The following is a 25071-nucleotide window of genomic DNA, read 5'->3' on the forward strand; positions in this document are numbered from 1 at the left end:
ACTAGGCTTACTGGATGCATGAAAATCATGGAGAACAAGATGACGCATGTAAAATACAAAAAGTTAATAAGGGGGTGGTAGCTTGAAAAGGAATCCCTCATTGCTTCTTACCACCGCCTGCTGAATTATACGTATCCCCAACGTCACGTCCCAAATCACAGGTGTATACCCATTCAATGACATCACCTTGCTTCAGCTGATAACGACTTGCTCCATAATTAGGAAACCAACCGTTCACTTTATACATCCAACCGGATAGCTCTCCACAATCAAATTCATACAAATTATGGATACCTTCAATATAGGCTGAATTGTAAATAGGGGTGTTCACAAATTCCATATGAATTTTATTCTTCTTCATCTCTCTTTGTAGGACGTTAAATACGGATTCTCCCTCATAAAATGTAACCTGTTGTGATTTGAAAATAATGCCATCTTTCGGCACAAGCTCAACCTTTTCAGGATCAAGCAAGTTCATATTATTTAGAATCGTTAAGCAGTTCACCGAAAGCGTCACTGTCATTTGTTTGTCAGTGATTTTCGTGTTCTGTGGTTCGATAGGAAGTGGTTTCCCCTCAGGAATAGGATCGGTAAGGTATTGGTCCTTACCCGTCTTAGGATCAAGGTCCATCGCTTTGGTTGGCGTAGGTTTGGTTTCATCAGGCGTAGTTGATTTTAGCGTTTCCTTGTTCAACGATGCAGTATCCGGAGTCGCAATAGGAGTAGGTTTCGCCGTCGCTGTAGATACAGGAGGAGATTCTTGGTCCTTCTCCAACTTGGGGTTATTTTCCATAGCAGGAGTTGATGACGGTTGAGATAGGGCAGGAGTGCTTGACGTCATCGCTTCTTCATCAGAAGAATTAGAATTCTTCAGTTCAATAGGAGGTGGCGTTAGCTCGATTGCTTCAGATAAGGAAGGCGAGGACGTCGTGGTCTGCTGCCGCGGCATTCCGCTACTGAAGAAAGCTGCCACCAAGACGATCAATATGATCGTCGCGGCAATTATTTTATTTTTCGTTAATCGCATTAGTTCGCCTCTTTAATAAGTTTAGCGGTAGAGAGTAAGCGGTAGAGCATCTCGGCTATTTCAGCTCGTGTGACTGCTGTAGTCGGCTCAATATTCAGCATATCTTGGGATAGAATATGTTCTCGATAGCTAAAAGCTAGCGCATCCCTCGACCACTCGGCTGTTTGTGTGTAATCTCCAAATTGAGCTAACATATCTCTCGTTTCAACTGTGTTCAAATGGGTATCCATGCCAGTGAGCTTAGCTGCATTGGCGATCATGACAGCAGCTTCCTGCCTTGTAATCGTACTGTCCGGTGTAAAAGTGGTCTCTGACGTTCCGCTTACGATGCCATAAGAATAAGCTGTGCCTACATAGTCCGCATACCAGGCTGTAGCAGGGACATCATGAAATTTAGATTGCTCTTGCATAGGTAGGCCTAAACTTTTGGTTATAATGGTTGAAAATTCGGCACGCGTCATTGTTTGATTCGGTGCGAACTCAGTGTCAGTCATACCGTTAATAATTCCTCTAGATGCAAGGGATGTAATGGCTGCTTTATTTGTATGGTTAGCGATATCAGAGAAAGTCTTATTCGCATCGGTAACAGGCATAACTTGTATATCCTTGTGTTTGTTCAGTAAGCCGTTATTGTTGTCAGGTGTTGCTGAGGTAGCTTGCTTGACATCGTTCATTCTATATAGGCTGCTCTTATTCGTGAGGATTCTTTGTACATTCACTAGCCCATTCAATGCCTGCTCTGTCGACATCCCCGTTACTCCACTGCCGTCAGAAGTATGCTTAAATCCCTGTCCTTTGGAATAAAAGGATAGCAAATCATCAACAATGGTATGACCATTCTTAATAAAACGACTATCTTCAATATTGATACCAAGCTCACATAGCGCCATCAGTACCTGCACGGTGCTCTCCGAAGTTTTCGAGCCCCAACTTGCATAGCCGCCATCGTTGTCCTGTAATTTGGAAAGAAGGTTAATTGCCTTTTCCGTAGCTGTTTTTACTCTCGTATCATTTTGGTATTTGGCTAGTGCCTGTAAGGCCATGCCCGTAATATCAGGATCTGCCGATACGCCCGAAAGTGCAAATCCGCCATCCTGAAGCTGATGCGATAAGATTTCATCTATATACATGTCTCGGGTAGCCTGCGTTTTGGCGGTTGGATTAACCGGGATATTGTAATTGCCGCTGTCGAGGGAAATTAATGCAAATATAGGACCATTGATTCCTTGCCAGATGGTTTTATCGAAGTCCCCGAGCGGCGTAAGTAGATTATATCCTGCAACATGAGTGGGATCTGCGCCAATTGCGGTTAAGGCCAAAATCAAACGTGAGTATTCGGTGTACTTTTTATCGTGAAGATTGCCTTTCAAATCTTTGACATAGGTTTCAACGCTTTTGTAATAATCATCGTAGTAGCTTTGAGGTACGTCATAGTTGGAACGGGCAAGCCCGATAATGGCCCATTCACCGCCTATAGAGCCTACCTCTGGTTTGTTTACCGTTTCAAGTAAATAGGCGGCAGTGTCTGTTACAGCACTGTCTACAGCCGTATCAGAGGCAGCAGATACATGAATTATGTTAATGCTGCTTGTAAATAGGAATAGAGCCATGAATAGGGTGAAAATCCTATAGGTTAGTTTCATTATTGTCCTCCTAGTAAAATGATAGGGATGATGAGCATACAAAAAAGCCCTTGATTTGAAAGAATCAAGGGCTGTGATGTCAATATAGGTCGTAGACAACAAAAAGGCACCCCCTCCATCGTCCGTAGAGTTTGTGAATACACATTAAGGCTGGTCTCCTGACTCATGCGTCAACGCTTCTCTAACCTTCCCGGTATAGGAATACCAGTGGCAATTCTTAGAGTTGCTCTTCATTTACAGTGGCGGGACCGTGCTGGATTTGCACCAGACTTCCCAATTAAGCATTGCTTATTCCTAATAAGCATGCACCTTAACTATCAATTATTTAATTAGTCTAATCATATAGTCAGTTCAATTGTTTGTCTATGGAAGTTTAGTATTGATGTGGCTCGTATAGATGTCATTCAAGATACGGTGATTCACATAATTTGTGTTACAATATTCAAAATTAAGTAAGCTGCCGGTTCGGATTATAGTCGAAGGAGGGATATCCATGACTTTACAACAATTAAAATACGTAATCGAGGTAGCAAATCGCGGATCTATTAATGAGGCTGCCAAAAGGCTGTTTATTTCCCAACCAAGCCTTTCAAATGCGATTCGGGAGTTGGAAGAAGAAATTCAAATCGCTATCTTTGAAAGATCAAATAAAGGGATATCACTTTCCAAAGAAGGTGTTGAATTTCTTAGTTATGCGCGGCAGGTCGTCGAGCAGGCAGAGTTATTGGAAAGTAGATACCTGAATGCGAAGCCTTCATCGCAGCATTTTTCTGTGTCGACTCAGCATTATGCTTTTGCGGTAAATGCGTTCGTAAGTCTTGTTTCGGAGTATGGTCAGGATGAATATGAGTTGGCTTTGCGAGAAACCAAAACGTACGAAATTATTGAAGATGTCAAAAACCTGCGCAGTGAGATTGGCATCTTATACTTGAACGAATTTAATGGGAAGGTCATAAACAAGCTGCTTAAAAGCGGGAATCTGCAATTCAACAGTTTATTTATCGCCAAACCGCATATTTTTATCAGCATTAAAAATCCCCTCGCGAAGCAATCCATCGTGACCATTGACCAGCTGCAAAACTATCCCTATTTGTCCTTTGATCAAGGGGAGTATAATTCCTTTCATTTTGCCGAAGAAATTCTCAGTACGATGTCACATCAGAAAAGCATCCGTGTGAATGACCGAGCCACACTCTTTAATTTGTTGATCGGCTTAAACGGATATACCATATCGACCGGGGTTTTGAGCTCAGATTTGAATGGAAATGAGATTATTCCCGTACCTTTGGATTGTGACGAAACGATCAATGTCGGGTGGATTTCCCATAGCCATATTCCGCTATCCAAGCTCGGTGCAGCTTACGTAGCAGCACTCCAACAGGCAATCGACCCAATTTTGATATAGCTTACGGCTATATCTAGATATAGATAAATCCAGTTACGTTATAACTAATCCTCTGTGATATCTTTGGTGTAACAAATTATTGCAGAGGAGTTTTGTCGAATGGTAAGAAGTAGTAGTTTGGGATATCCGCGTATTGGTGCTGACAGGGAATGGAAGAAAGCACTCGAAGCCTTCTGGGCAGGCAAGCTTGAAGAATCAGAGTTTGAGTTACAGCTGCAGGAGATTCGTTTAAATCACTTGCGCAAGCAGAAGGAAAAAGGCATCGATCTGATTCCGGTTAACGATTTCAGCTATTATGATCATATCCTTGATACAGCTGCTATGTTTGGCATTATTCCTGAACGTTTTGCTTTTGAGGGGGGCGCAGTACCCTTGTCAGTCTATTACGGAGTTGCCCGAGGAACGAAGGATGCTACAGCAAGTGAAATGACGAAGTGGTTCAACACCAATTATCACTATATTGTGCCTGAACTGACCGGAGCATCTCCTGTCATTACGGAAAACAAGCCATTAACAGCCTACCGGGAAGCGAAGGAAAAGCTTGGAATCGAAGGAAAGCCGGTCATCGTCGGTCCTTTAACTTTCTTGAAGCTATCCAAAGGATACAGTAAATCAGAAACGGACGCTTGGTTGAGCCGATTGACACAGCTTTATGTACAGATCCTTCAGGAGCTTGCAGAAGAAGGGGTTCAATGGGTACAGATCGATGAACCAATTCTCGTAACGAAGTTAAGCGATGCTGACATTGAGAGACTTAAAAACATATATGCAACATTTGCCTCAGCTGTGCCAAACCTAAACATTATGCTGCAAACGTATTTTGAATCCGTAGATCGCTATGCTGACATCATCTCTCTGCCAGTGAAGGGGATTGGACTGGATTTCGTGCATGGTCTGGGCGCTAACATACAGAACATTAAAACGTTTGGTTTTCCTGCAGACAAGGTTCTGGGTGCAGGCGTAATTGATGGCCGTGGTATCTGGAAAGCATCGATTCGGGAGAAGCTTGAGCTCGTGGAAGAACTCACTAAGCACGTTGCAACGGAGAATCTGGTTATTCAATCGTCGAGCAGCTTACTCCATGTTCCGGTAACGACTGAAAGAGAGACAAAGCTTACATCTGAGCTGAAGAATGCTTTAGCTTATGCAGAAGAAAAGCTGGATGAACTTGTTCTTATCACGAAAGCAATCGCTTCGGGTAAAGCTGGGGTACTTGAAGAAATAGAACAATGTGATCGCGCCATCCAAGCACTTCAACAATCGGATGAGCGTAACCGCAGCGATATTCAGCAGTCCGTAGCTGCACTAAGTGTTCAGCAGCCAGAACGTTCCCGTCCATTTGCCCAGCGTCATGTCGCACAACAAGCCAAATGGCAATTGCCGCTTTTCCCTACAACGACTATTGGTAGTTTCCCGCAGTCTGCAGAAGTTCGTAAGGCGCGTCAATTATGGCGTAAAGGCGAATGGAACAATGAGCAGTATGCTGCGTTCATTCGTGAGCAAATCGATGTTTGGATCAAGCTTCAAGAGGAAATCGAATTGGACGTTCTTGTGCATGGTGAATTTGAGCGTACCGATATGGTCGAGTTTTTTGGAGAAAAGCTTGCAGGATTTGCATTTACGCAAAATGGATGGGTGCAATCCTATGGTTCCCGTTGTGTGAAACCGCCGGTGATCTTCGGGGATGTAGCCTTCACAGGGGAAATGACTGTTGAAGAAACCAAGTATGCACAGTCACGCACAAGCCGTCCTGTTAAAGGCATGCTGACTGGTCCGATCACGATTATGAACTGGTCGTTTGTCCGTGATGACATTCCTCGTGAACATATCGCCTACCAACTTGCGTACGCGCTTAGACAAGAAGTAGAGGCACTTGAGAGTGCTGGTATTGGCATGATTCAAGTTGACGAGCCTGCCGTTCGTGAAGGTTTGCCGCTGAAGGAAGAAGAACAAGCCGGTTACCTGGCATGGGCAGTTAAAGCGTTCCGCATTGCGACATGCACCGTACAAGACACAACACAAATTCATACGCATATGTGCTATTGCGAATTTCATGACATGATTGATTCGATCGAGGCGATGGATGCCGATGTCATTTCAATCGAAACATCACGTAGCCATGGTGAATTAATTCATAGTTTCGAGTTGAATACCTACAAGCTGGGAATTGGATTAGGCGTATATGATATTCACAGTCCACGTGTTCCAAGTGTTGAGGAAATGACAGCCATGATCGAACGCGCCCTGCGTGTGCTGGATCCTAAGCTATTCTGGATTAATCCAGATTGCGGTCTGAAAACGCGTGGACTCGAAGAGACGGTTGCTTCCTTACGCAACATGGTGGACGCAACAAAAATTGCGCGTGACAAGCATGCTGCGCTCGTATAATCGTTTGAAACGTTATGGAACCAAAGGAGTTAGCTAAACTGTGCAATTCCCGCTTTATCCGGGCAGAGCTACTAGATTCACTGAATTTAGTTGGGAAAAGTATTTGATCTTTGGATCAAATACTTTTTTTGTTTCCCCTCATAATGTTGACTTATCGGAATGAGCGGATTAAGAAGACGATCACATAAGTAAGGGATTGGTGATTATCGTGAAGTATGAGTTTTCTGGTGCATTGCCAAATCAAAAAATCATATTATCAAAGAAATGTCTCATTGAAGAAGCGAACTGTGTCCTGATTTTCGCCTTCTATCAAGGAAAGTTGGTTCTTGTTAGACATCATGCTCGCGGCTGGGAATTACCTGGAGGAACCAGGGAAGAAGGCGAGTCGATTATACAAACGGTAATCAGAGAGATGTATGAAGAGGCGGGAGGAGAACTCGCGTCGATTGAAACGGTTGGACAATATTTGATTTTTGAAAAGGACCAACTCGTATATGTGAAAAATATATATATTGCAAAAGTAAGTATTCTAAGGGAGTTACCGGTTGGATATGAAACGAATGGTATCATGCTGTTAGATACAATTCCGGAGCAGTTTGAGATCATGAATGACCCAACATTTAGTTCTTTGATGAAGGACAATGTTTATTTAATTGTCTCCGAGTGGATAAAGGATCATCGCTTAAACGAATTGACCAAAACCGCAAAGTAACGGTATTTTTGCACAAGATAGCGTCACAATTGTAATCGCATTCTTGGTATGCTAGGAGCAACAAATGTCAGGGAGATGAAATAGATGCTGAAGGTAGCAATTATCGGTGCTGGCGCGATCTCGAAGGCGCATATTGAAGCTTATTTACAATTTCCGGAGCGATGTACAATTGTCGCGATTAGCGATATTTATGAGGATAAAGCGCAGGAGCGCATTGATCAATTTAAGCTGGATGAAGCGCGAGCGGTAAAAGATTACAAAGAGCTGCTGCTGGAGGACATTGATCTCGTCTCCATCTGTACACCGCCGTACACGCATGCTTCGCTTACGGTTGAGTTTCTAGAAGCAGGCTCACATGTGATGGTTGAGAAGCCAATGGCCTCCTCGCTCGAGGAGTGTGATTTGATGAATGCTGCTGCGAACCGCACGGGTAAGCTTCTATCCGTTGTGGCACAGAACCGATTCAAGACGCCAATGATGAAAATGAAATCCGTCCTGGAAAGCGGCCTGATGGGCAAAGTTGTCCACGTCCAAGTTGATTCCTTCTGGTGGCGCGGCCATTGTTATTACGACCTCTGGTGGCGTGGCACGTGGGAGAAAGAAGGCGGCGGCCCGACGCTGAACCATGCGGTGCATCATATCGATGCCATGCTTTGGATGATGGGCAGTCCAACGGAAGTACAAGCATTCATGAGCAACGTGTCGCACGATAACGCCGAGGTTGAGGATCTCTCGATCGGAATGCTTCGTTTCGCGAACGGCTCTCTAGGGCAAATCACGAGCTCAGTCGTTCATCATGGTGAGGAGCAGCAGTTGATTTTCCAAGGAGCGAAAGCACGTGTATCTGCGCCATGGAAAGTGAAAGCGTCGAATTCAACGTCGAACGGTTTTCCAGAGCCGAACACGGAGCTGGAGGAGCAATTGCAGACTTTCTACAACCAACTCCCAGAAGTCATCTATGAAGGACATGCTGGCCAAATCGACAATGTGTTAACCGCGATTGAAACCGGTGCACCCGTGCTGATCGATGGGATTAGCGGTCGTCAAACGTTGGAGCTTATTACGGGGATTTACAAATCAGCGAGCACAGACGAGCTTGTGAAATTCCCGCTTGATGCGCAAGACGCGTTCTATACGAGAAGCGGTGTGATGGCGAAGGCGACTCATTTTTACGAGAAGAATACGTCTATCGAGAATTTCGCGCCACAGACGATTACTACGGGAAGTACTTTTAAATAAACATCAGAGGAGACTGACGTAAATGCAAAAAAGCGATGGCATGAATTACGCACCACAAGGAAATTTTAATACGGTTTGTCAGCCAGGGGAGTTTATTTTTGCGGCGGCGGCGCTTGATCATGGGCATATTTATGGGATGTGCAATGGTCTGCGGGAAGCAGGCGGGGAATTAAAATGGGTGTACGATCCGGATCCGGCCAAAGTGGATAAATTCCTGAGCACGTACCCAGGTGTGCGTGCGGCAAGCTCGTTGGAGGAGATTCTAGGCGATAGTGAGGTAAAGCTTGTGGCAGCTGCGGCGATTCCTTGCGATCGCGGGCCGCTTGGACTGCGCGTGATGGATAGCGGGAAGGATTACTTCACGGACAAAGCTCCGTTCACAACACTTGAGCAACTGGATGAAGCACGTGCGAAGGTAGCCGAGACAGGACAGAAATATGCCGTCTATTACAGCGAGCGTTTACACGTGGAAAGCGCAATATATGCTGGCCAATTAATCGAACAAGGCGCGATTGGTCGCGTTCATCAAGTCATTGGATTAGGGCCTCATCGCATTAGTTTGTCGAGTAGACCGGATTGGTTCTTTGAGAAGGAGAAGTTTGGTGGTATTTTGTGTGACATTGGGAGTCATCAGATCGAGCAGTTCTTGTATTTTACGGGGGCAAAAGACGCGAAGGTTGTACACAGTAAAGTAGCGAATTACAATTACCCTCAGTATCCGAGTTTTGAGGATTTCGGCGATGCTACGTTGGTCGGGGACAATGGTGCAACCGGCTATTTCCGAGTGGACTGGATGACCCCGGACGGTTTGAGCACATGGGGCGACGGCCGTATGACGATTCTGGGCAGCGACGGGTACATTGAGCTTCGTAAATATGTCGATATTGCAAGAGAACAGACGAGTAATCATGTGTACCTCGTGAACAAGGATGGGGAGCAGCATTTCGCCGTCAGCGGCCAGGTTGGTTTCCCTTACTTTGGTCAGTTGATCTTAGATTGCTTGAATCGTACGGAAGTCGCGATGACGCAGGAGCATACCTTTAAAGCAGCGGAGCTATGCCTTATTGCCCAGCGCGATGCTATGATCATTACGGCAGCTAAGCAAGAGTAGCCTCGTACTGCTTCTGTATTTGCTTGCGATACTGGTGCGGCGTAATGCCAATGTGGCTTTTGAACATTTTGCAAAAATAAGAGCAATTCGTCACACCAATCGCCTCGCCAATGCGAGCGACCGTCTGATCGGTTGACATAAGCAGCTTAACGGCCTGCTGCAGTCGGCGAGCAGTTACATAATCGGAAATGCTGGTACCCGTGCACTCGGTAAACAGATGGGACAAGTGGTAAGGGGAGAGATGCAGCTCTGCTGACATCTGCTCCAAACGCAGTGGTTCGGTGTAGTGCTCCTCCAACCAGCTTAGGATGCGCTCGGCTTGATGGGTTTTGCGCGTAGGGCCAGAACGAATCTGGCCATCGTGCTGCTCCCACAGTGGCATAAAGCTTCGGAAAAAAGCGATGAGAAAGAGGGAGTACTCCTCTAACTCATCGTTTTTATTTATAGAGGGCTGCTTCGTTTCTAAGCTTTGGAATAGGGAATGAAACTGATCCACCTCGTTTAGTCCATAGAGACAAGGGGCATGTAACGTGCTGGTATGGATATGCTTGAAAAAAGCCAACAATCGCGGCCAATGCGCGAAGTAGGATTCATAAACAGATGGTTCATATTGAATAACAGTGCGCGTGAATGGCGTCTCAGGGTCTACCTGAATATGGTGCAGCTGATAAGGCTGAAACACACATAACATCCCGGAGGTTACTTCATAGCTCTTCTGATCAACAATCAACGTGCCATGTCCCTTGTGGACAATTAAGATTTCTATCCCTTGATGGGCGTGGAACGTGCCCTGAAATTGCTCGGATCCAATGGTTTCTCTCTGATAGGCAAAATAGAGTGGATTCTCGTTCAAACCGATATTTCGAACATAGGACATCAGGGTCACTTCCTTAGCAATACGTAGGGTTTTAGGCGCTCGATACAGCCAAAGTATACAGGAATGAAGCCGTAATCGGCAAGGCATTAGCTGAAGAACTAGCAGCGAAATGAACTCGCTGGGGGATAGAGCTGCTGGAATGGTTAATGGGGTTAAATATATTGAAGTAATTGGGATCACGTCCAAGACATCTGTCTTGGGCTTTTTGTCGTGTGTGATTCTTTAAATTCCATCTGCATCACCTTCTAATCCATTTCTAATTTTCAGATGAGAGAATGTGATCTGAGGGAAGGAGGAACGCATTTGTGCAAATATAAACAATTAGTCGTTTCACAGTATAAACCGGCTATATTTTTGGATAAACGCAATCGTCCTGTAGGGACGAAGGAGTCGTTTATTGTATGAGATGGTTACGGGGCAACGAGGGTCTTACAGCACTTCTATTTCTTTGGCCGAGTCTGGCCGGATTTGCAGTGTTTTTCTTAATACCCTTTGGGATGGGGTTTTATTATTCGCTCATGGACAGCCCTGTGGATGGCTCATTCGTGGGGATAGAGAACTATCGCGAGCTGCTGGGGAATCCCATTTTTCGGCGGGCAGCCGTGAATACAAGTTTGTTTATGGCGATCTGTGTACCGCTTAACATGTTGATTGCACTAGGCTTGGCTATGCTGCTCAATAGGAAGCTGCCGATGCGCCAAACGTTCCGGATCTCGTTCTTGAGCCCGCTTGTTGTGCCGGTGGCCTCGGTGGTGCTGGTATGGAATGCCCTGTTCGACCTTCACGGGACGATCAATGCATGGCTCGCGGGCTGGGGGATCCGTCCGCATGACTGGATGGAAAGTGAGGCCTCCTTGTACGTGCTTATTATTGTCTATCTGTGGAAAAACATCGGCTACAATATGATCCTCTTCTTAGCGGGACTTCAGAATATTCCAAACGATTATTACGAGGCAGCATCGATGGATGGAGCCGGAAAATTCCGGCAATGGCGATCGATTACTTTGGTGTATTTGACGCCAACGGCTTTCTTCGTTTTCATCATGTCGATGATTAACTCTTTCAAAATGTTCCGAGAAACCTACTTAATTGCCGGAAATTACCCGGATGAAAACATTTATATGCTTCAGCATTATATGAACAACATGTTCAAATCACTGGATTATCAGAAACTCACTTCTGCTGCATTTCTAATGGCAGTGGTGATTGTACTACTCGTCTTAACGCTATTTGTGGTGGAGAGGCGCATCAGCAAATCAATCGGGTAGCGGAGGATTGGCGCTTAGAAAGGAGACCCTGCATGCAAGAAATTCGCTTAAAGCCGCTTACCATTCGCATAGGGCGGAAGTCTGCACGAATCGTGCTCATTACCGTGCTCACCGCGCTGATGGCGGGATTTCTGTTCCCGATGGCGCTGACCATTGCGAACTCCTTCATGGCGGAAACAGAAATTTCAAGTAACTACGCTGCCCTTTCGGGAGATATGGATGATGGTCAATTCATCACCATGAAATGGATACCTGATCGTGTCACCTTATCCCAATTCTACGCCGTATTGGTTGGCAGGCCGCAGTTCCTCTTCATGTTCTGGAACTCGGTGAAAATGACCGTGCCAATCATTGCAGGTCAACTGCTTGTGGCATCGTTGGCTGCGTATGCTTTCGCCCATTTGCGTTTTCGCTTTCGCGAGCCGCTCTTCTTCCTGTACATTGTCACGATGCTGATGCCCTTTCAGGTCACGCTGGTGCCAAACTTTATTGTCGCGGAAAAGCTTGGACTGTTGGGTTCGTATGGGGCGATAATCTATCCCGGCATCTTCAGCGCCTTTGGCGTGTTCCTGTTGCGGCAATTCATGATGGTCGTGCCTGCCAGCTATATCGAAGCAGCGCGTGTAGATGGGGCGAGTCATTTCTACATATGGACCAGAATTGTGCTGCCAATGTGCGGGACCGGCGTAGCGGCACTTTCGATCCTCGTCTTTATAGATAACTGGAATATGGTGGAGCAGCCGCTGATTTTCTTAAATGATGCGATCAAACAGCCATTATCTGTGTACCTAGCCGTCATTGGCGACGAGGAGCGAGGCATTGCCTTCGCTGCTTCGGTGGTGTATATGCTGCCGCCACTCTTGGTTGCGCTGTATGCAGAGAAGTATTTGGTCGAGGGCATCCAGCTCTCGGGTATTAAGGGATAAGGACGAATGGATTATACATAGGAGGAACGTTGTATGGATGCATTAATGGCCGCCGCCGACGGCGAACGCGCCAAGAAGAAAGGAATCCGAAAGGCCATCTTTGCTTTTATTATCGCTATGGCGGCATTAACATTTTTCTCCAATACTTTGCTGGGCATATCGCTGGCTGAGGTAACGGTGGAGAAGTCTGCGGCAGGCACGTTGTCACACGAGGTGACGGGTTCGGGGACTGTCGAGTCGGCGGAAACTGCAGATGTCTATGTGGAGACTAACTGGGTAGCCAGCGAAGTTGCAGTGAAGGTCGGGGATAAGGTGAAGGCTGGCCAAGAGCTTGTGGTTTTTAAAACAAGAGAGACTGAGGATTCGTTGAAAGACAATCAGGCGCGATATGCCCAGAAGCAGTTGAGCTTGGAAAAGCTTCAGGAAAACTACCAGGAAACTTTCCGCAGCAGTGATGAGAAACTTATGCGCAGCACGGCTCGTGATATCGAAAGCACACAGCTGGACATGCAAATCCTAGAGCGGCAAATCGCGAATCAACAGCGTCAGCTTGCCGAATCCTCTCGATTGACTGCACCTGTCAGTGGCATTGTGACGGCAGTTAATGCCGTTAAGGGGGCGCCGGTTCAGAGCGGGAAAGCTGCGGTGAGCATCGCCGATTTGTCCAAGGGTCAGCAGATGAAGTCAACCATTGACGATGCTAAGGCACCTTATGTAGCTGTGGGAGATAAGACAGAGCTCATTTTTGCCACATTAAACAATGCCAGAATTCCAGCGCAGATCACAGATATTCGGGATGCGGTGAGCGCTAACGGTCAGTCTGGTGAAAAGGGAAAGGAACTGACATTCACGCTGAAGGATGATCGTTTGAAGGGCGGGGAAACGGGCGAATTCGATATTGTCAAAAAAACGGCCGCATTCCGCTCACTCCTGCCTAACGATGCTGTGCGGGAGGATGATCAAGGAACTTATGTGCTGCTCTTGAAGGAGAAGAAGGGTCCGCTTGGCACAGAGTACATAGCGCAGCGGGCGAATGTCCAGATCGGAGATGCGGATGATACGAAAACATCCATCGAGAATGGCATTACGCCGCTCGATAAAGTGATCGTGTCGAGCTCGAAGTCAATTGCTGATGGCGACCGTGTCCGCGCAGATCCATAAATGAGAGGAGAGCAGGATATGCAGCGTTCCCGATTGGCCGCATGGATGGTATTTGCTGGTGTGCTGTTGTTGCTGGCTAGCAGTGGATTAATCGTTTCCGTCGTCAACGACTGGGAGCAGGCAAATGGTGCTCACGGCGTGCAACAGCTAACGGTGAATGTGGATCCATCCGCTGCGCGAGCAAGCCCAGTTGGCTCCGCAGGCCGTGCAGGCTTGTTCTTGAAAGATGCGGAGCTGCTGACGAAAAAGTGGGCGCCGCTGCCTATCGCCTACACAGCGAAAGAACAAACTCGCGCGGTATATGGCGCTGCGAAGCTGAATACCGATGTGTTCGGTGTGAACGGCGCCTACACGGATTTTAACGAGATGAAGCTGAAGGCAGGTGCTTCGTTCGGGCCAAACTCGGTGGAAGAACACAGCCGAGTAGCCTTAGTAAGTGCTACAGTTGCTCAGCAGCTATTCCGCGCCAATCTAGTCGTAGGTAAAACGATTGAGCTCTTCGGCGTGAATTTTACCGTCATCGGAGTGTTTGACGATGAAGGCTCTCTGCTTCGGCAGATGTCCGACGATGGCAGCCCGAATGTGTTGATTCCTGTCACGACCTTGTTCGATGTGCAACCGAATGCAGTCATTGAGACGATTCAAATGGCAAGGAAGTCTAGCGCGGTTGACGGCGGAGAAAGCCAAGTGAGGGAAGCGCTCAGAGCAATCGGTCACAATCCTACACAATTCAACATCGTCAACCACGAGCTTGCTTATACGCGCATGACACAGTGGCGATTCATTCAATTGTTTGTCTGTGGGATGATCGTGATCTTCTTGCTCGTGAGGTTGATGGTGCGGCAATTATCCGTTATGCAAACGCTTCTAAGAAGCAGATTGACTAGAGATAATTGGACCGATGTGTTGATTCACGAGCGAAAAGCATTGCTGTTAATTACGCTCGCTATACTCGGCATGGCCGCTTGCATCATTGCCCTCTGGAACGGCATCCGGTTTCACCTCTACATTCCGTTGGAATGGGTGCCAGAACAAATTATTGATGTTTCATTTTATATGGAAAAGCTGAGAGGCCTTTGGCAGCAAGAAGCGGCACAGATGGGATATGTCCCATCGCCGCAGGAGCTTTTGACGGATGCCGCTAACCATCTTACAGGCAGGTTGTTTATCGCTGGCATGTTGTTCGGCTTGCCACTGTTTATGCTTGGTGCCCGGTTATGGGTACTGGAACGAGTACCCGTGTATGTCCAACTGCAACGTGTGTTCATCTATGTGCCGTCTGCAGCTGTTATTATTTTCGCCATTGCCCAGTGGGCGGGGTTGTCTTACCAGATCGAGCCGCTGGATTATGCGGTAGTAGGTGCGCTATGCACCATTGCTATGATTCATTTTAACCCATCAGAAGGAGTGGAATTTTCTTATGCGCAAACTCACAGTTAAACAATCGGTTGTTGCTTGCTCGCTCGTTTCTCTCTTATCTCTTACAGCCTGTTCGTCCAATACGACGACTACGACAGGTGACACGGGAAGCACGACAACACCTGCTACAGGGAATAAAACCGTTACTTTATCGGTCATGACATCCGATCGCTTTCTCGAGCTAGCCAAACAGAAGTACGAGGCTCTGCATCCAGATACCAAAATCAACATCAAGGAGTATGAGGCTGCACCCCAAACGGCGACTGGACAGGGGCAAGGACAAGGACAACAGCAGCAGATGGTAATGGTGAAGAAGCCAGATCCGAAAAACATCGAGAAATACGCTAGTTCGGTCGGCGCAGAGCTTATGAGCGGCAAAGCATCGGATGTGATCGTAACGAGTGGACTTCCTTTTCAGAAATATGCGGACAAGAAGCTGCTAGAGAACATTAGTGACCTGATGAGTAAAGATGCTTCTTTCAAAAAGGACAGCTATTACGCAGGTATTTTCGATGCTATGAAATATAACGGTTCCTTATACACGGTCCCTATTAAAGTGGGATTAAATATGTGGATTGGTAATCAAGCCCTATTGAGTGGTCAACAGGTCGATGACGGCAAATGGACTTGGTCCGATTTTAAGAAAAAGGCAAGCGCGTTGGTCTCGGATAAAAATAATGACGGCAAGCCGGACACGTATCCGCTCGGTAAAATTGAGCCTGACCAGTTGATTACCTCCATGCTGAACAGCAGCTTCTCTAAATTCGCCGATGTTGGCGCAAAGAAAGCGAAGTTCGATTCACCCGATTTTATTAACATGCTAAAGTTGGCAAAATCCTTGTATGACGATAAATTGATTCTTGCGGACAACTCGGACCCTGACAATGTTGTGTTCCAACCTAAAGGGAACGTGCTGATGTACATGGATATGTATATGATGCCGAAGATGAATTTTGATGGCAAGGGAGCTTACTATAACCTGCCTTCTGAGAGCGAAGCCAAGGGAACGCAGTTCACTTCCTCGTTGCCACTCGCAATCAATAGCAAGTCAGCCAACAAGAAGGAAGCTTGGGAATTCGTGAAGTATTTGCTGTCCGATGAGATGCAATCGTCTAGAGAGCTGAGCGGGATTGCAGTCAACAAGAACGGAGCTAAAGCGCAAATCGACTTGTTGAAATCGTTGGGTACAGCCGGTGAAGGTGGCGCTGGCAAAAGCATGAAGCTTAACATCAATGGCAAAGCGATGGCTGTTACGCCTCCTACAGAGCAAGAAGCTGCCGCTATAGAGAAGGTGCTGAACAATATTAGCGTAAATGGGGAAAGCGATCCGAAAATTACGAACATTGTCGTAGAAGAAACAGCCCCATTCTTCCAAGGTCAGAAGTCGGCAGAGGAAGTTGCGAAGGTGATTCAAAACAAGGTTAGCACCTATTTGCAAGAGTAACATGAAGTGAAGATCATCTAAGGAGGAAGTTGTCATCATGACGATTCGTCATCATCAAATCATGTATTTGCTTCTGTTCCTCCTCCTAAGCAGCGTAGTTTCCCCCGTTTCGGCTTTGGCCGGTACTGGGGTTGCTTCGTCTACTGCCGAGGAGCAAGTCGTAGGATCAACTTCGCTAGGGAAGGCTCCCATCGGCGGGGACAGCTACATGGAAGTTACGGATCTCCTGCTGCTGCCTGGCGATCAGGACGGGATGGTTACCTTCACGGTACATGTTCATAACAGTGGTGTGAGCGAGCTGTCTTTCAAGAATTATTGGGTGCGCCTGCAGTCCAAGGCTGGAAGTACCTTTACAGCCAACCAGTTAGCGCAGAGCGGTGATACGAACCGGATCGCACCAGGTACTAGTGAAACGTATAGCTTTTATGCCAAAGTGAACGCAACAACCAAGCTTCAGGACCTCGTTATTAAGCTCGTTCAGTTGGATTTCTCGGTGTCTGGCTTTGAGCGAGTGGTGGGTCAGATGTCTCCTTCTACGGACTACAGTGTGGTGACTCCAGTGGGAGCGAATCGTTCGGTTCAAGTTGACGGTACGCCATTTCAAATGAACATTAATCGTACGTCCATTAGTCGAAATGAGGATTACTATTTACCGTCGATTTATTTTCAGATGGAAAATAAGGGTACAGGCACTATCAAGCTGCCAGATCTGAGCTATTTCATTCGCACGGCCCAGGGGCACATGTATCCGCTGCAAGCGACGAAAGTGGGTAAAGGCATGGAGCTGCAACCTCTAGTTGAAAAGGAAGGGCTGCTTAGCGGGTCGATTCCTAGGGAAGCGGGTGCGGAGGGTTGGCAGCTTGTCATCACGGAAACTACGACCACAAGTGACGGCAAAAGCAGCTTGAAGCTGCCGGTCGCCTTTTTCGAAATGCCCGAAGCTGTGGAAGTTGAGGTTTCACTGGGTAATGACTATGAATTCTCCAATAAGTCAGGCACCTATACCGCACGGTTGACATCCTTACAGCGATTGCCGTGGGAAGATCAAGACATTTTGGCGGCGAACATCACGTTAATGAATAAAGGGAATCAGGCGCTGCCCATTCCAGATCTGCAAGGTTACTTTGAATTGGATGATGCGGTTACTGTCGAGGCGAGTTTAATTCGGACAGACCGTGTGATTAGCCTTCAGCCAGGCAAAGAAGTCAATCTACAGTTAGCGGGGAAAATACCGTACACGAGTGATTTCAAGGACTTGAATCTTGTTTTGCAAGAGAAGGCTGCGGATAACCAAGTGAGTGATTTGCTCACGTTTCATCATAATAAAGAGCTGATGGGGATGAACATGATTCCTACTGATGGGACGAGAACACTGACAGATATTGGTCAAAGTGCTGCTTATTCTGTTCGCTCCACTCAAACGTTCGAAGGTGAAGGTGCTGATTTATTCACGGTTCAGTTGCGTGTTGAAAATTTGGAGAAGCGGTTCACTGATCTGCGGAAGCAGGTTGCCCAATTTAAGGCGGAAGACGGCACAGTGTTCCCTGCGCATATGACGGCGATCAACAATAAGATCATTCCGGGTGGTAAGGCGCTTATCTATATCTATGGTACGATCCCGAAGGGGTATAAAACGGCAGATTTGCAACTTATTCTGGGGGATTCGGCAACGTTCCAAGGCACGGGATCGGACAAAAGTGCCGCTCAAGAGGAGCAGGGCTACGTAAATGCTGCGTCCTTCCAGTTACCAGACGAAATCGAAGAGCCGAAAAATGGCTTCGCTGAGCTGGATGTGTACCCGTATTCACTGACATTAAGTCATATCGGTACACAGATTAATTTTGCACAAGGAACCGTCATGCTTGATTTCGACTATGATCTAAAAAGAGATACCCTAGTGGAAACGAGCATGAAGGACCATTCGTTGATTGTTGAGCTGAGAGATGAATTGAGTGAGAGCGGGAAGGAGATTATCGTGAGCCAAACGTATGAGCTGGATGGGACCGATCCGATCAAATCCCTGCAAGTGGGCTTCCACGATGCCACGATCACGTACACGAACAAAGATACCATTTATAAAATTCGTGATATGAAGTCGTATCAATTAAATGTCTACCACCAATTCCAAAATGGACAGAAAAAATTACTAGCAACCAAAGAACTAGAGTGGTTCATTTATACAGACTAGCCTAAGCTAATTTTAAGCTAGCATTCATCTAATCCCTTTATACTGAAGCCATGTGTGAGGTTGCGGGTAACACTTGGGAGGAAAGTTGATGAGAATACTCGTTGTGGAAGACGAGCTGCCTTTGCTGCAAACGATACGAACGTTGCTGGAGGAAGAAGGCTACCAAGTGGATGCGACAGCTTGCGGCGAAGAGGGCTGCTATTTGGCGGAGCAAGGCATCTATGATTTGGTCGTGCTTGATCGGATGCTGCCTGGGATGGATGGCGTCAAGATTGTGCATAGTTTGCGAACTAAGCAAGTTCTGACGCCGATCTTGTTTCTCACGGCCAGAGATAGCGTTGAGGATATGGTAAAAGGGCTGGATTCCGGCGCCGATGATTATATGACGAAGCCTTTTGGGGTACCGGAATTGCTCGCAAGGGTACGGGCGCTGCTGAGAAGGCGCGGAGGGATCGAGGTCGAAGATCGCCTATCCTACAACCAGCTTGTGCTGATAGGTAGAACGAAGGAAGTTGCGATTGCTGGGCAACCGGTGGAGCTGACACTGAAGGAATTCGAGCTGCTCGAATATTTGCTGCGCAATCGCGGGCAAATTCTGACGCGTGAGCAAATTTGCCTACGGGTCTGGGGACTGGATTCGGACGTAGGGTCGAATGTTGTAGATGTCTACGTCTTCTATTTGCGCAAAAAATTGAAGCCTTTCGATTACGATCACATGATCCATACGATTCGGAATGTCGGGTACATTTTAAAGGAGAATGCAGTATGTTCAAAAAGACCCGAATTCGTCTGACAGTGTTGAACGCGGTTGTTTTCTTCGTCATCATCGTCTGTCTGGGTGTGATCGTCTATACCGAATTGCGACATCAATTATATGCCAAGGTCGATGAATCGTTACAGCAGAGAGCCCAGCAGGATACACAGTTTTTCTATACCAAATCTCAAATGTTGACGCCTAATCCGGATGATCCTGCAGATGGAACGATGAAGAAGACATTAATTCAGGTTCAAGGGATTGATCCTCGTGTGTTTTTGGTCATGTGGGATGATCAAGGGAACTCCTATCCCATATTAACCGGGGCAGGGATGCACAAAGAGGTGAATGCCTTCAAGCCTTATCGATCCCTCTCCATGCCTCAAACGGTTAACATAGCTAATCATTCATATCGTGTATATGCTGTTCAATACGAGCAGCCGAAACTGATGAATCTGAAAGTGTTGACCGATATTTCCCAGGCGAAGGGACTAGATGCCATCACTCCCTCAACGATTTTTACCGATGCTACGACCAAGATCGTATCTATTCAAGCCATAAGCCTCATCGACTCGGAGCAAAATATGTTGAAGCAATTGTTCGAACTTATTTTGATAGGAATCGTGGTAGGTGGTGCTGTAACGGTATTGGCAGGGATGTATCTGGCCAATCAAGCGCTGCGTCCGATTAAGCAGTCCTGGGACAAGCAACAGCAGTTCGTTGCCGATGCTTCCCATGAGCTGCGGATGCCGTTATCAATCATTCGAGCGAATGTCGAGCTCGCTTTCCGTCATCCGGAACGCTCGATTCTGCACATGAGTGAGCCGTTGTCGGTGGTTTTGGAGGAGTCGAAGCGTATGGGCAGGCTGACGGAACAGCTTTTGACGCTGGCGAGAGCGGATTCCAATCAAGAGGAACTCATGCTGAAGCCGTTGCAGCTGTCAGAGGTTATCCACGAAGTCGTGCAGAAATTCGAGCCGTTAGCAGAGCTGAAGGAGCAGAATCTGGAATTGGATGTCGAGTGCGGGATTGAATTGCTGGGGGATGCCGAACGGATCCATCAGCTGCTGGTGATTCTGCTCGACAACAGCATGAAGTTTACACCTGCTGACGGAACGATTCGTGTCGTTGCTTGGAAGAAGGGCAACGACATTGAGTTGGTGGTAGAAGACACGGGAGCTGGGATATCGGCAGAGGATCTGCCGTATATCTTCGACCGCTTCTATCATGGCGACAAGTCACGGACGCGCAGCACGGGGGGCACGGGACTCGGCCTCGCGATCGCGAAGTGGATCGTGACCACGCACGGCGGTGAAATCACCCCGTCTAGTGTGCTGGGGCAGGGAACGAAGATGATGCTTCGTTTCCCGGTGCTGCAGCGGCGGGGGTAGTATGGTGATTGGTGCAGGCACTGCCAACCAATTATAACGGTCATGGGAAACCCATGGCCTATGAAATTATTTTTGAGCGCAAACTTGGATAATGATCGGATTATCCGCAATAACCCCCTTCTCAAGACAAGGGGGTTTATGATACACTCAACTTGTCTGACAACCTGATAAGTTAACGAAAGAAAGTGGGGCTTCTCCTTATGAAGGTTTCCTTATTTATTACGTGTTTAAGTGATGCACTATATCCGAAAGTTGGCGAGGCAATTGCACGTCTACTCGGGCATTATGGCGTCCTGTTAGAATTGCCGACGGTGCAAACGTGCTGCGGCCAGCCTGCCTATAACAGCGGTTACTGGGATGAGGCGCGAGCAACAGCGAAGACGATTCTTACCGCATTTGATGGTAGTGACTTTGTGATTTCGCCATCGGGCTCATGCACATATATGATTCATCACTATCCTAATTTATTTAAGGATGAACCGGAATGGTTGGAGAAAGCCACGCAGCTTCAGAACAAAACGTATGAATTTACACAGTTCCTCGTCAATGTTCTAAACATCGAAGATTTGGGTGCTGTGTTCCCACATAAAGTTACGTATCATCCGTCCTGTCACGGAAGCAGGCTGCTCGGCGTGAAGTCAGAGCCTCTCGCACTCCTCCAAAGCGTCAAAGATTTGGAGCTTGTGCCGCTTCCCTTTGCTGAAGATTGCTGTGGATTCGGTGGAACCTTTGCGGTGAAAATGGCCGATATCTCTGGTGCGATGGTGCAGGAAAAGGTCGATCATGTGAAGGAAACCGAGGCTGAGGTGCTGGTCGGTCTGGATTTGGCTTGTTTGATGAATATTGCGGGCAATTTGCGCTATCGGAATGAGCCGGTGAGGGTGATGCATCTGGCTGAGCTGCTATATGAAGGGGTGAAGCGAGCATGAGTCACACGACGAGTAAGTCAACAGTTAAGGAGCGGGCAGATCTCGCGCTGAATGACGAGTTTCTGCGCAAAGCGGTCAAGTTCACGACAGAGCGGCTTCGCGGCGGTAAAATGAAAGCAGCAGCAGATCACGGCAATTGGGACGATTGGCGCGAACGCGGCAGACAGATTCGTTTGCATACGATTGCACATTTGGATTATTACTTAACGACGTTTGCGAATAATGCCAGAGCGAATGGGGTTCATGTGCATTTTGCCGATACGGATGTCGAGGCTGTTCAAATTTCCTTGGAAATCGCGGCTGCCAAACAAGCCAAAACTGTCGTCAAATCCAAATCGATGGTGACCGAGGAGCTGCATTTGAACAAGGCGCTGGCCTCCATTGGGGTTGAAGCGATTGAGACGGATCTAGGCGAGTACATCATTCAGTTGGCGGACGAAACACCGTCCCATATCATTATTCCAGCGATTCATAAAAATAGATATCAAATCGCCGAACTGCTATCCAAAGATGCTGGGGAGACGCTGGCTCCCGACACGACGATTCTGGCTGGCTACGTTCGCAAGAAATTAAGAGAGAAATTCCTTGAAGCGGATATTGGGATGACGGGCTGCAATTTTGCCATTGCGGAGAGCGGATCGATGGTCTTGTTCGAAAATGAAGGCAACGCCCGCATGGTCACAACGGTGCCTAAGACACAAATCACGCTCATGGGGATGGAGCGTATTATCCCGACGTGGGCGGATCTTGAGGTCATGGCGACCTTGCTCCCGCGTTCAGCAACAGGGCAAAAGCTCACTGTGTACATGTCCGGCATCACAGGTCCGAGACGAGACGCAGATGCGGATGGGCCGGAAGAGATGCACATCATCATCGTCGACAACGGGCGTTCGCAGCAACTCGGCGATCCCGAGTTCCAAGAGCTGCTCAACTGCATACGCTGCGGTGCTTGTCTGAACGCCTGCCCGGTGTACCGCCACATCGGCGGCCATGCCTACGGCGGCACGTACAGCGGCCCGATCGGCGCGGTGCTCACGCCGGCGCTCAAGAAAAACGTGGCGGAATGGGACGACATCGCCAACGCTTCAAGTCTGTGCGGCGCCTGCTATGAGGCATGCCCAGTAAAGATCCCGCTGCACGACATGCTCGTGTCGCTGCGCCGCCGTAAGGTCGAAAGCGGCCACGGTGATAAGATCGAGGCCGCGGGAATGAAAGGATTTGCTGCGTTGATGGGGAACTCGAAGCGTATGAACGCCGTGCTCAAGCTGGGCAGAATCGGTCAAAAGCTCGTCGTTCGTGACGGCGGCATCCGCCTGAAGGTAGGACCGCTCAAAGGGTGGAACTCCTACCGCGTGACGCCAAGTTTGCCGAAGGCATCTTTCCGAGATGGCTGGAAAACACTCGAGCAAGAAATTCGCCATGGGCTTACAGAGGCTGATCCTGCGATTCAAGCAAGGTTAGCAGAAGCACTGGCTGCACGAGGCGAAAAGGGAGGACATCATCATGGCTAAACGCGACATAACGCCAGAGTGGCAGGAGAAATTAACGAAGCTAGACCAGCAATCGCTGGCCCAGCAGGAGCGTTTCATCCAGGGCATCGCCCAGAAGTTAGGGCGCGCTCGTGTGATCGAGAAGCCAGCCCATCCTTTCCAAGGGGCTTCGGATAGCTGGAAAGCGTTCAACTGGTCTTCAGAAGAACGCATCGAGAACTTCACGGCGAACTTCCATGCAGCAGGCGGGCACGTTGTCCGAGTACCTTCGATGGAGGCGGCGAAGGCAACCATCCAAGGACTCGTGGGCATGTTAAGTGTTAAACGAGTTATCCATCAGGATCAAGCGGAATTACATGCGTTGGAACTAGAAGAAGCTCTTCCGGACGTAGACCTCGCGATCTGGAACACCGATGAGGATACGAACTGGAAGGCTAGCGCAGCGAATGCTGATCTGGGGATTGTCCTAGCCGATCATGCAGCGGCTTACACAGGCTCGCTAACTGTGTTATCATCGAAAGAAAAGGGCCGATCGGTGAGCTTGCTCCCTACAGCATTAATCGTCCTGTTGCCGATTGAACGATTGAAAACAAGACTAGGCGAGATTCTCGCCCCACTTGATCAGATAGCAAGGAAGGATCTGCCTGCCGGCATTCACTTCATCTCGGGTCCAAGCCGCTCGGCGGATATTGAGAACGATTTGACAATCGGTGTTCACGGTCCAGGGATTGTGCACGTGCTACTTATCGGATAGAAGAGGTATTCCTATGGAAGTTACGAAGCTGCAGAAACAGAATCACTATGATGAGATCGCTCAGCAGATCAAAGAGATGATCATTCAGGGTCAGTTGAAGATGGGCGATAAGCTTCCTTCTACCAAAGAGCTGTCTGAGCGCTTCGGTGTCGGTCGTTCTACGATGCGGGAAGCCCTCAGCGCCTTAAAGGCGATGGGCCTCATCGAGATTAGGCAAGGGGGTGCTTGCCGTGTCATCCGGCAGGCGCCAGCGGAGGTTTCTTTGCCCGAGTGGACAACGCTGCGGATGAATCGAACCACGCTCCTGGATCTCATGGAAGTGCGTCAATCTCTTGAGATTTCGATCGCTGCTATAGCTGCGCGGAAGCGAACGACGGAGGACCTAGCTCAGCTCCAGCGAATCATGCAAGACATGGAGAACTCCGTGGGCGATGATGCGGAGGGGGAACGAACCGATCTTGCCTTTCATGAGCTGCTCGTGCAAGCGACACACAACGCCATCATGGTGCAGACGTGTGACTCGATCCGCAATGCGATGGAAATGATGATTCGCGATATTCGGCGCGCAGAATTGTATGCGAATCAGGAAGTAGCGGTCCAACTTCTGAAGGAGCATAAAGTCATCTATGAAGCGATTGTCAACGGAGATCCGGTGCTGGCATCTCAAGCGATGCGCGAGCATTTGGAGCATGTGGAAAGTATTTTGATCAAATATATATGAATAGCTAGAGGGCTTCCCACAACTCGATGAGGTGAGGGGAAGCCCTCTTTTTATGAGGGGGCACGCAGGTGTGTTAGTCGATGAAACCGACTAACTCGTGAGAAGCAGAGGCCCAGCAGGTGGAGTTAGTCTATAAAAGCGACTAACACGGAGGAAGCAGAGGCCCTGCAAGTGGAATTAGTCGATGAAACCAACTAACTTCAGGCGAGGGGGCACGCAGGCTC

General features: G+C 48.0%; 20 protein-coding genes and 1 riboswitch. Of the genes, 17 read left to right on the top strand and 3 right to left on the bottom strand.

Annotated elements, in window-relative coordinates; translation table 11 throughout:
• Positions 1-97: 97 nt before the first annotated feature.
• Together L6I86_RS17635 and L6I86_RS17640 are read right to left on the bottom strand one after the other, a co-directional pair.
• A complete protein-coding gene (locus L6I86_RS17635) occupies positions 98-1027 on the bottom strand; it encodes a DUF4430 domain-containing protein (protein ID WP_236289133.1) in 930 nt (309 codons plus the stop codon).
• Positions 1027-2670 (bottom strand): S-layer homology domain-containing protein, encoded by a 1644-nt coding sequence (locus L6I86_RS17640; RefSeq protein WP_236289135.1) that lies wholly within the window; start codon positions 2668-2670, stop codon positions 1027-1029. The genes L6I86_RS17635 and L6I86_RS17640 overlap by 1 nt, the downstream gene beginning before the upstream one ends.
• Positions 2671-2801: 131 nt before the next feature.
• Positions 2802-2998: riboswitch (cobalamin riboswitch) on the bottom strand.
• 165 nt (positions 2999-3163) lie between these two features.
• On the opposite strand from L6I86_RS17640, the gene L6I86_RS17645 reads away from it, so the two are divergent.
• The 5 genes from L6I86_RS17645 to L6I86_RS17665 all read left to right on the top strand — a co-directional run bounded on the left by L6I86_RS17645 (position 3164) and on the right by L6I86_RS17665 (position 9525).
• Positions 3164-4075: a LysR family transcriptional regulator gene (locus tag L6I86_RS17645; protein ID WP_236289137.1), complete on the top strand. Its 912-nt coding sequence runs from the start codon at positions 3164-3166 to the stop codon at positions 4073-4075.
• A 99-nt stretch (positions 4076-4174) separates the two neighbouring features.
• Positions 4175-6463, top strand: a complete 2289-nt coding sequence (gene metE / locus L6I86_RS17650; RefSeq protein WP_236289139.1) for a 5-methyltetrahydropteroyltriglutamate--homocysteine S-methyltransferase — start codon at positions 4175-4177, stop codon at positions 6461-6463.
• Positions 6464-6662: 199 nt separating this feature from the next.
• Positions 6663-7175 carry an NUDIX domain-containing protein gene (locus L6I86_RS17655; protein ID WP_236289404.1) on the top strand — a complete coding sequence of 171 codons (513 nt, stop codon included), beginning with the start codon at positions 6663-6665 and terminating at the stop codon, positions 7173-7175.
• Positions 7176-7259: 84 nt separating this feature from the next.
• On the top strand, positions 7260-8414 hold the full coding sequence (locus L6I86_RS17660; RefSeq protein WP_236289141.1) for a Gfo/Idh/MocA family protein: 1155 nt from the start codon (positions 7260-7262) through the stop codon (positions 8412-8414).
• A 22-nt stretch (positions 8415-8436) separates the two neighbouring features.
• The gene (locus tag L6I86_RS17665) at positions 8437-9525 is read left to right on the top strand and encodes a Gfo/Idh/MocA family protein (protein WP_236289143.1); all 1089 of its coding nucleotides are present in this window, start codon (positions 8437-8439) and stop codon (positions 9523-9525) included.
• On the opposite strand, the gene L6I86_RS17670 is transcribed toward L6I86_RS17665, so the two are convergent.
• Positions 9512-10402, bottom strand: a complete 891-nt coding sequence (locus tag L6I86_RS17670) for an AraC family transcriptional regulator (RefSeq protein ID WP_236289144.1) — start codon at positions 10400-10402, stop codon at positions 9512-9514. The genes L6I86_RS17665 and L6I86_RS17670 overlap by 14 nt on opposite strands.
• Before the next feature lie 401 nt (positions 10403-10803).
• Between L6I86_RS17670 and L6I86_RS17675 the strand changes: the two genes are divergently transcribed.
• The 12 genes from L6I86_RS17675 to L6I86_RS17730 all read left to right on the top strand — a co-directional run bounded on the left by L6I86_RS17675 (position 10804) and on the right by L6I86_RS17730 (position 24847).
• Positions 10804-11670 carry a carbohydrate ABC transporter permease gene (locus L6I86_RS17675; RefSeq protein ID WP_236289146.1) on the top strand — a complete coding sequence of 289 codons (867 nt, stop codon included), beginning with the start codon at positions 10804-10806 and terminating at the stop codon, positions 11668-11670.
• Positions 11671-11702: 32 nt separating this feature from the next.
• Entirely contained in the window at positions 11703-12596 is an 894-nt protein-coding gene (locus L6I86_RS17680) for a carbohydrate ABC transporter permease (RefSeq protein WP_236289148.1), read from the top strand.
• A 33-nt stretch (positions 12597-12629) separates the two neighbouring features.
• Positions 12630-13757, top strand: a complete 1128-nt coding sequence (locus L6I86_RS17685) for an efflux RND transporter periplasmic adaptor subunit (protein WP_236289150.1) — start codon at positions 12630-12632, stop codon at positions 13755-13757.
• Between the two features lie 18 nt (positions 13758-13775).
• Positions 13776-15197, top strand: coding sequence for an ABC transporter permease (locus tag L6I86_RS17690; protein WP_236289152.1), 1422 nt, complete (start codon positions 13776-13778; stop codon positions 15195-15197).
• Complete coding sequence (locus L6I86_RS17695) at positions 15178-16620, top strand: ABC transporter substrate-binding protein (protein WP_236289154.1); 1443 nt, start codon at positions 15178-15180, stop codon at positions 16618-16620. The genes L6I86_RS17690 and L6I86_RS17695 overlap by 20 nt, the downstream gene beginning before the upstream one ends.
• A 37-nt stretch (positions 16621-16657) precedes the next feature.
• Positions 16658-18808, top strand: a complete 2151-nt coding sequence (locus tag L6I86_RS17700; protein WP_236289156.1) for a hypothetical protein — start codon at positions 16658-16660, stop codon at positions 18806-18808.
• An 88-nt stretch (positions 18809-18896) separates the two neighbouring features.
• Positions 18897-19601 (top strand): response regulator transcription factor, encoded by a 705-nt coding sequence (locus L6I86_RS17705; RefSeq protein WP_236289158.1) that lies wholly within the window; start codon positions 18897-18899, stop codon positions 19599-19601.
• Entirely contained in the window at positions 19574-20953 is a 1380-nt protein-coding gene (locus L6I86_RS17710) for a sensor histidine kinase (RefSeq protein WP_236289160.1), read from the top strand. The genes L6I86_RS17705 and L6I86_RS17710 overlap by 28 nt, the downstream gene beginning before the upstream one ends.
• A gap of 200 nt (positions 20954-21153) precedes the next feature.
• Positions 21154-21882, top strand: coding sequence for a (Fe-S)-binding protein (locus L6I86_RS17715; protein WP_236289162.1), 729 nt, complete (start codon positions 21154-21156; stop codon positions 21880-21882).
• Positions 21879-23393, top strand: coding sequence for a LutB/LldF family L-lactate oxidation iron-sulfur protein (locus L6I86_RS17720; protein ID WP_236289164.1), 1515 nt, complete (start codon positions 21879-21881; stop codon positions 23391-23393). The genes L6I86_RS17715 and L6I86_RS17720 overlap by 4 nt, the downstream gene beginning before the upstream one ends.
• Positions 23386-24126: a LutC/YkgG family protein gene (locus L6I86_RS17725; RefSeq protein ID WP_236289166.1), complete on the top strand. Its 741-nt coding sequence runs from the start codon at positions 23386-23388 to the stop codon at positions 24124-24126. The genes L6I86_RS17720 and L6I86_RS17725 overlap by 8 nt, the downstream gene beginning before the upstream one ends.
• Before the next feature lie 13 nt (positions 24127-24139).
• A complete protein-coding gene (locus L6I86_RS17730; RefSeq protein ID WP_236289168.1) occupies positions 24140-24847 on the top strand; it encodes a FadR/GntR family transcriptional regulator in 708 nt (235 codons plus the stop codon).
• The last annotated feature ends 224 nt before the right edge of the window (positions 24848-25071 follow it).

Source organism: Paenibacillus allorhizoplanae (assembly GCF_927798215.1).
Classification (GTDB): domain Bacteria; phylum Bacillota; class Bacilli; order Paenibacillales; family NBRC-103111; genus Paenibacillus_E; species Paenibacillus_E allorhizoplanae.

Bases quoted from the DNA above. Each gene is read 5' to 3' on its own strand.
- L6I86_RS17635 (WP_236289133.1), bottom strand. From the start codon at position 1,027: ATGCGATTAACGAAAAATAAAATAATTGCCGCGACGATCATATTGATC.
- L6I86_RS17640 (WP_236289135.1), bottom strand. From the start codon at position 2,670: ATGAAACTAACCTATAGGATTTTCACCCTATTCATGGCTCTATTCCTA.
- L6I86_RS17645 (WP_236289137.1), top strand. From the start codon at position 3,164: ATGACTTTACAACAATTAAAATACGTAATCGAGGTAGCAAATCGCGGA.
- metE (WP_236289139.1), top strand. From the start codon at position 4,175: ATGGTAAGAAGTAGTAGTTTGGGATATCCGCGTATTGGTGCTGACAGG.
- L6I86_RS17660 (WP_236289141.1), top strand. From the start codon at position 7,260: ATGCTGAAGGTAGCAATTATCGGTGCTGGCGCGATCTCGAAGGCGCAT.
- L6I86_RS17665 (WP_236289143.1), top strand. From the start codon at position 8,437: ATGCAAAAAAGCGATGGCATGAATTACGCACCACAAGGAAATTTTAAT.
- L6I86_RS17670 (WP_236289144.1), bottom strand. From the start codon at position 10,402: ATGTCCTATGTTCGAAATATCGGTTTGAACGAGAATCCACTCTATTTT.
- L6I86_RS17675 (WP_236289146.1), top strand. From the start codon at position 10,804: ATGAGATGGTTACGGGGCAACGAGGGTCTTACAGCACTTCTATTTCTT.
- L6I86_RS17680 (WP_236289148.1), top strand. From the start codon at position 11,703: ATGCAAGAAATTCGCTTAAAGCCGCTTACCATTCGCATAGGGCGGAAG.
- L6I86_RS17685 (WP_236289150.1), top strand. From the start codon at position 12,630: ATGGATGCATTAATGGCCGCCGCCGACGGCGAACGCGCCAAGAAGAAA.
- L6I86_RS17690 (WP_236289152.1), top strand. From the start codon at position 13,776: ATGCAGCGTTCCCGATTGGCCGCATGGATGGTATTTGCTGGTGTGCTG.
- L6I86_RS17695 (WP_236289154.1), top strand. From the start codon at position 15,178: ATGCGCAAACTCACAGTTAAACAATCGGTTGTTGCTTGCTCGCTCGTT.
- L6I86_RS17700 (WP_236289156.1), top strand. From the start codon at position 16,658: ATGACGATTCGTCATCATCAAATCATGTATTTGCTTCTGTTCCTCCTC.
- L6I86_RS17705 (WP_236289158.1), top strand. From the start codon at position 18,897: ATGAGAATACTCGTTGTGGAAGACGAGCTGCCTTTGCTGCAAACGATA.
- L6I86_RS17710 (WP_236289160.1), top strand. From the start codon at position 19,574: ATGTTCAAAAAGACCCGAATTCGTCTGACAGTGTTGAACGCGGTTGTT.
- L6I86_RS17715 (WP_236289162.1), top strand. From the start codon at position 21,154: ATGAAGGTTTCCTTATTTATTACGTGTTTAAGTGATGCACTATATCCG.
- L6I86_RS17720 (WP_236289164.1), top strand. From the start codon at position 21,879: ATGAGTCACACGACGAGTAAGTCAACAGTTAAGGAGCGGGCAGATCTC.
- L6I86_RS17725 (WP_236289166.1), top strand. From the start codon at position 23,386: ATGGCTAAACGCGACATAACGCCAGAGTGGCAGGAGAAATTAACGAAG.
- L6I86_RS17730 (WP_236289168.1), top strand. From the start codon at position 24,140: ATGGAAGTTACGAAGCTGCAGAAACAGAATCACTATGATGAGATCGCT.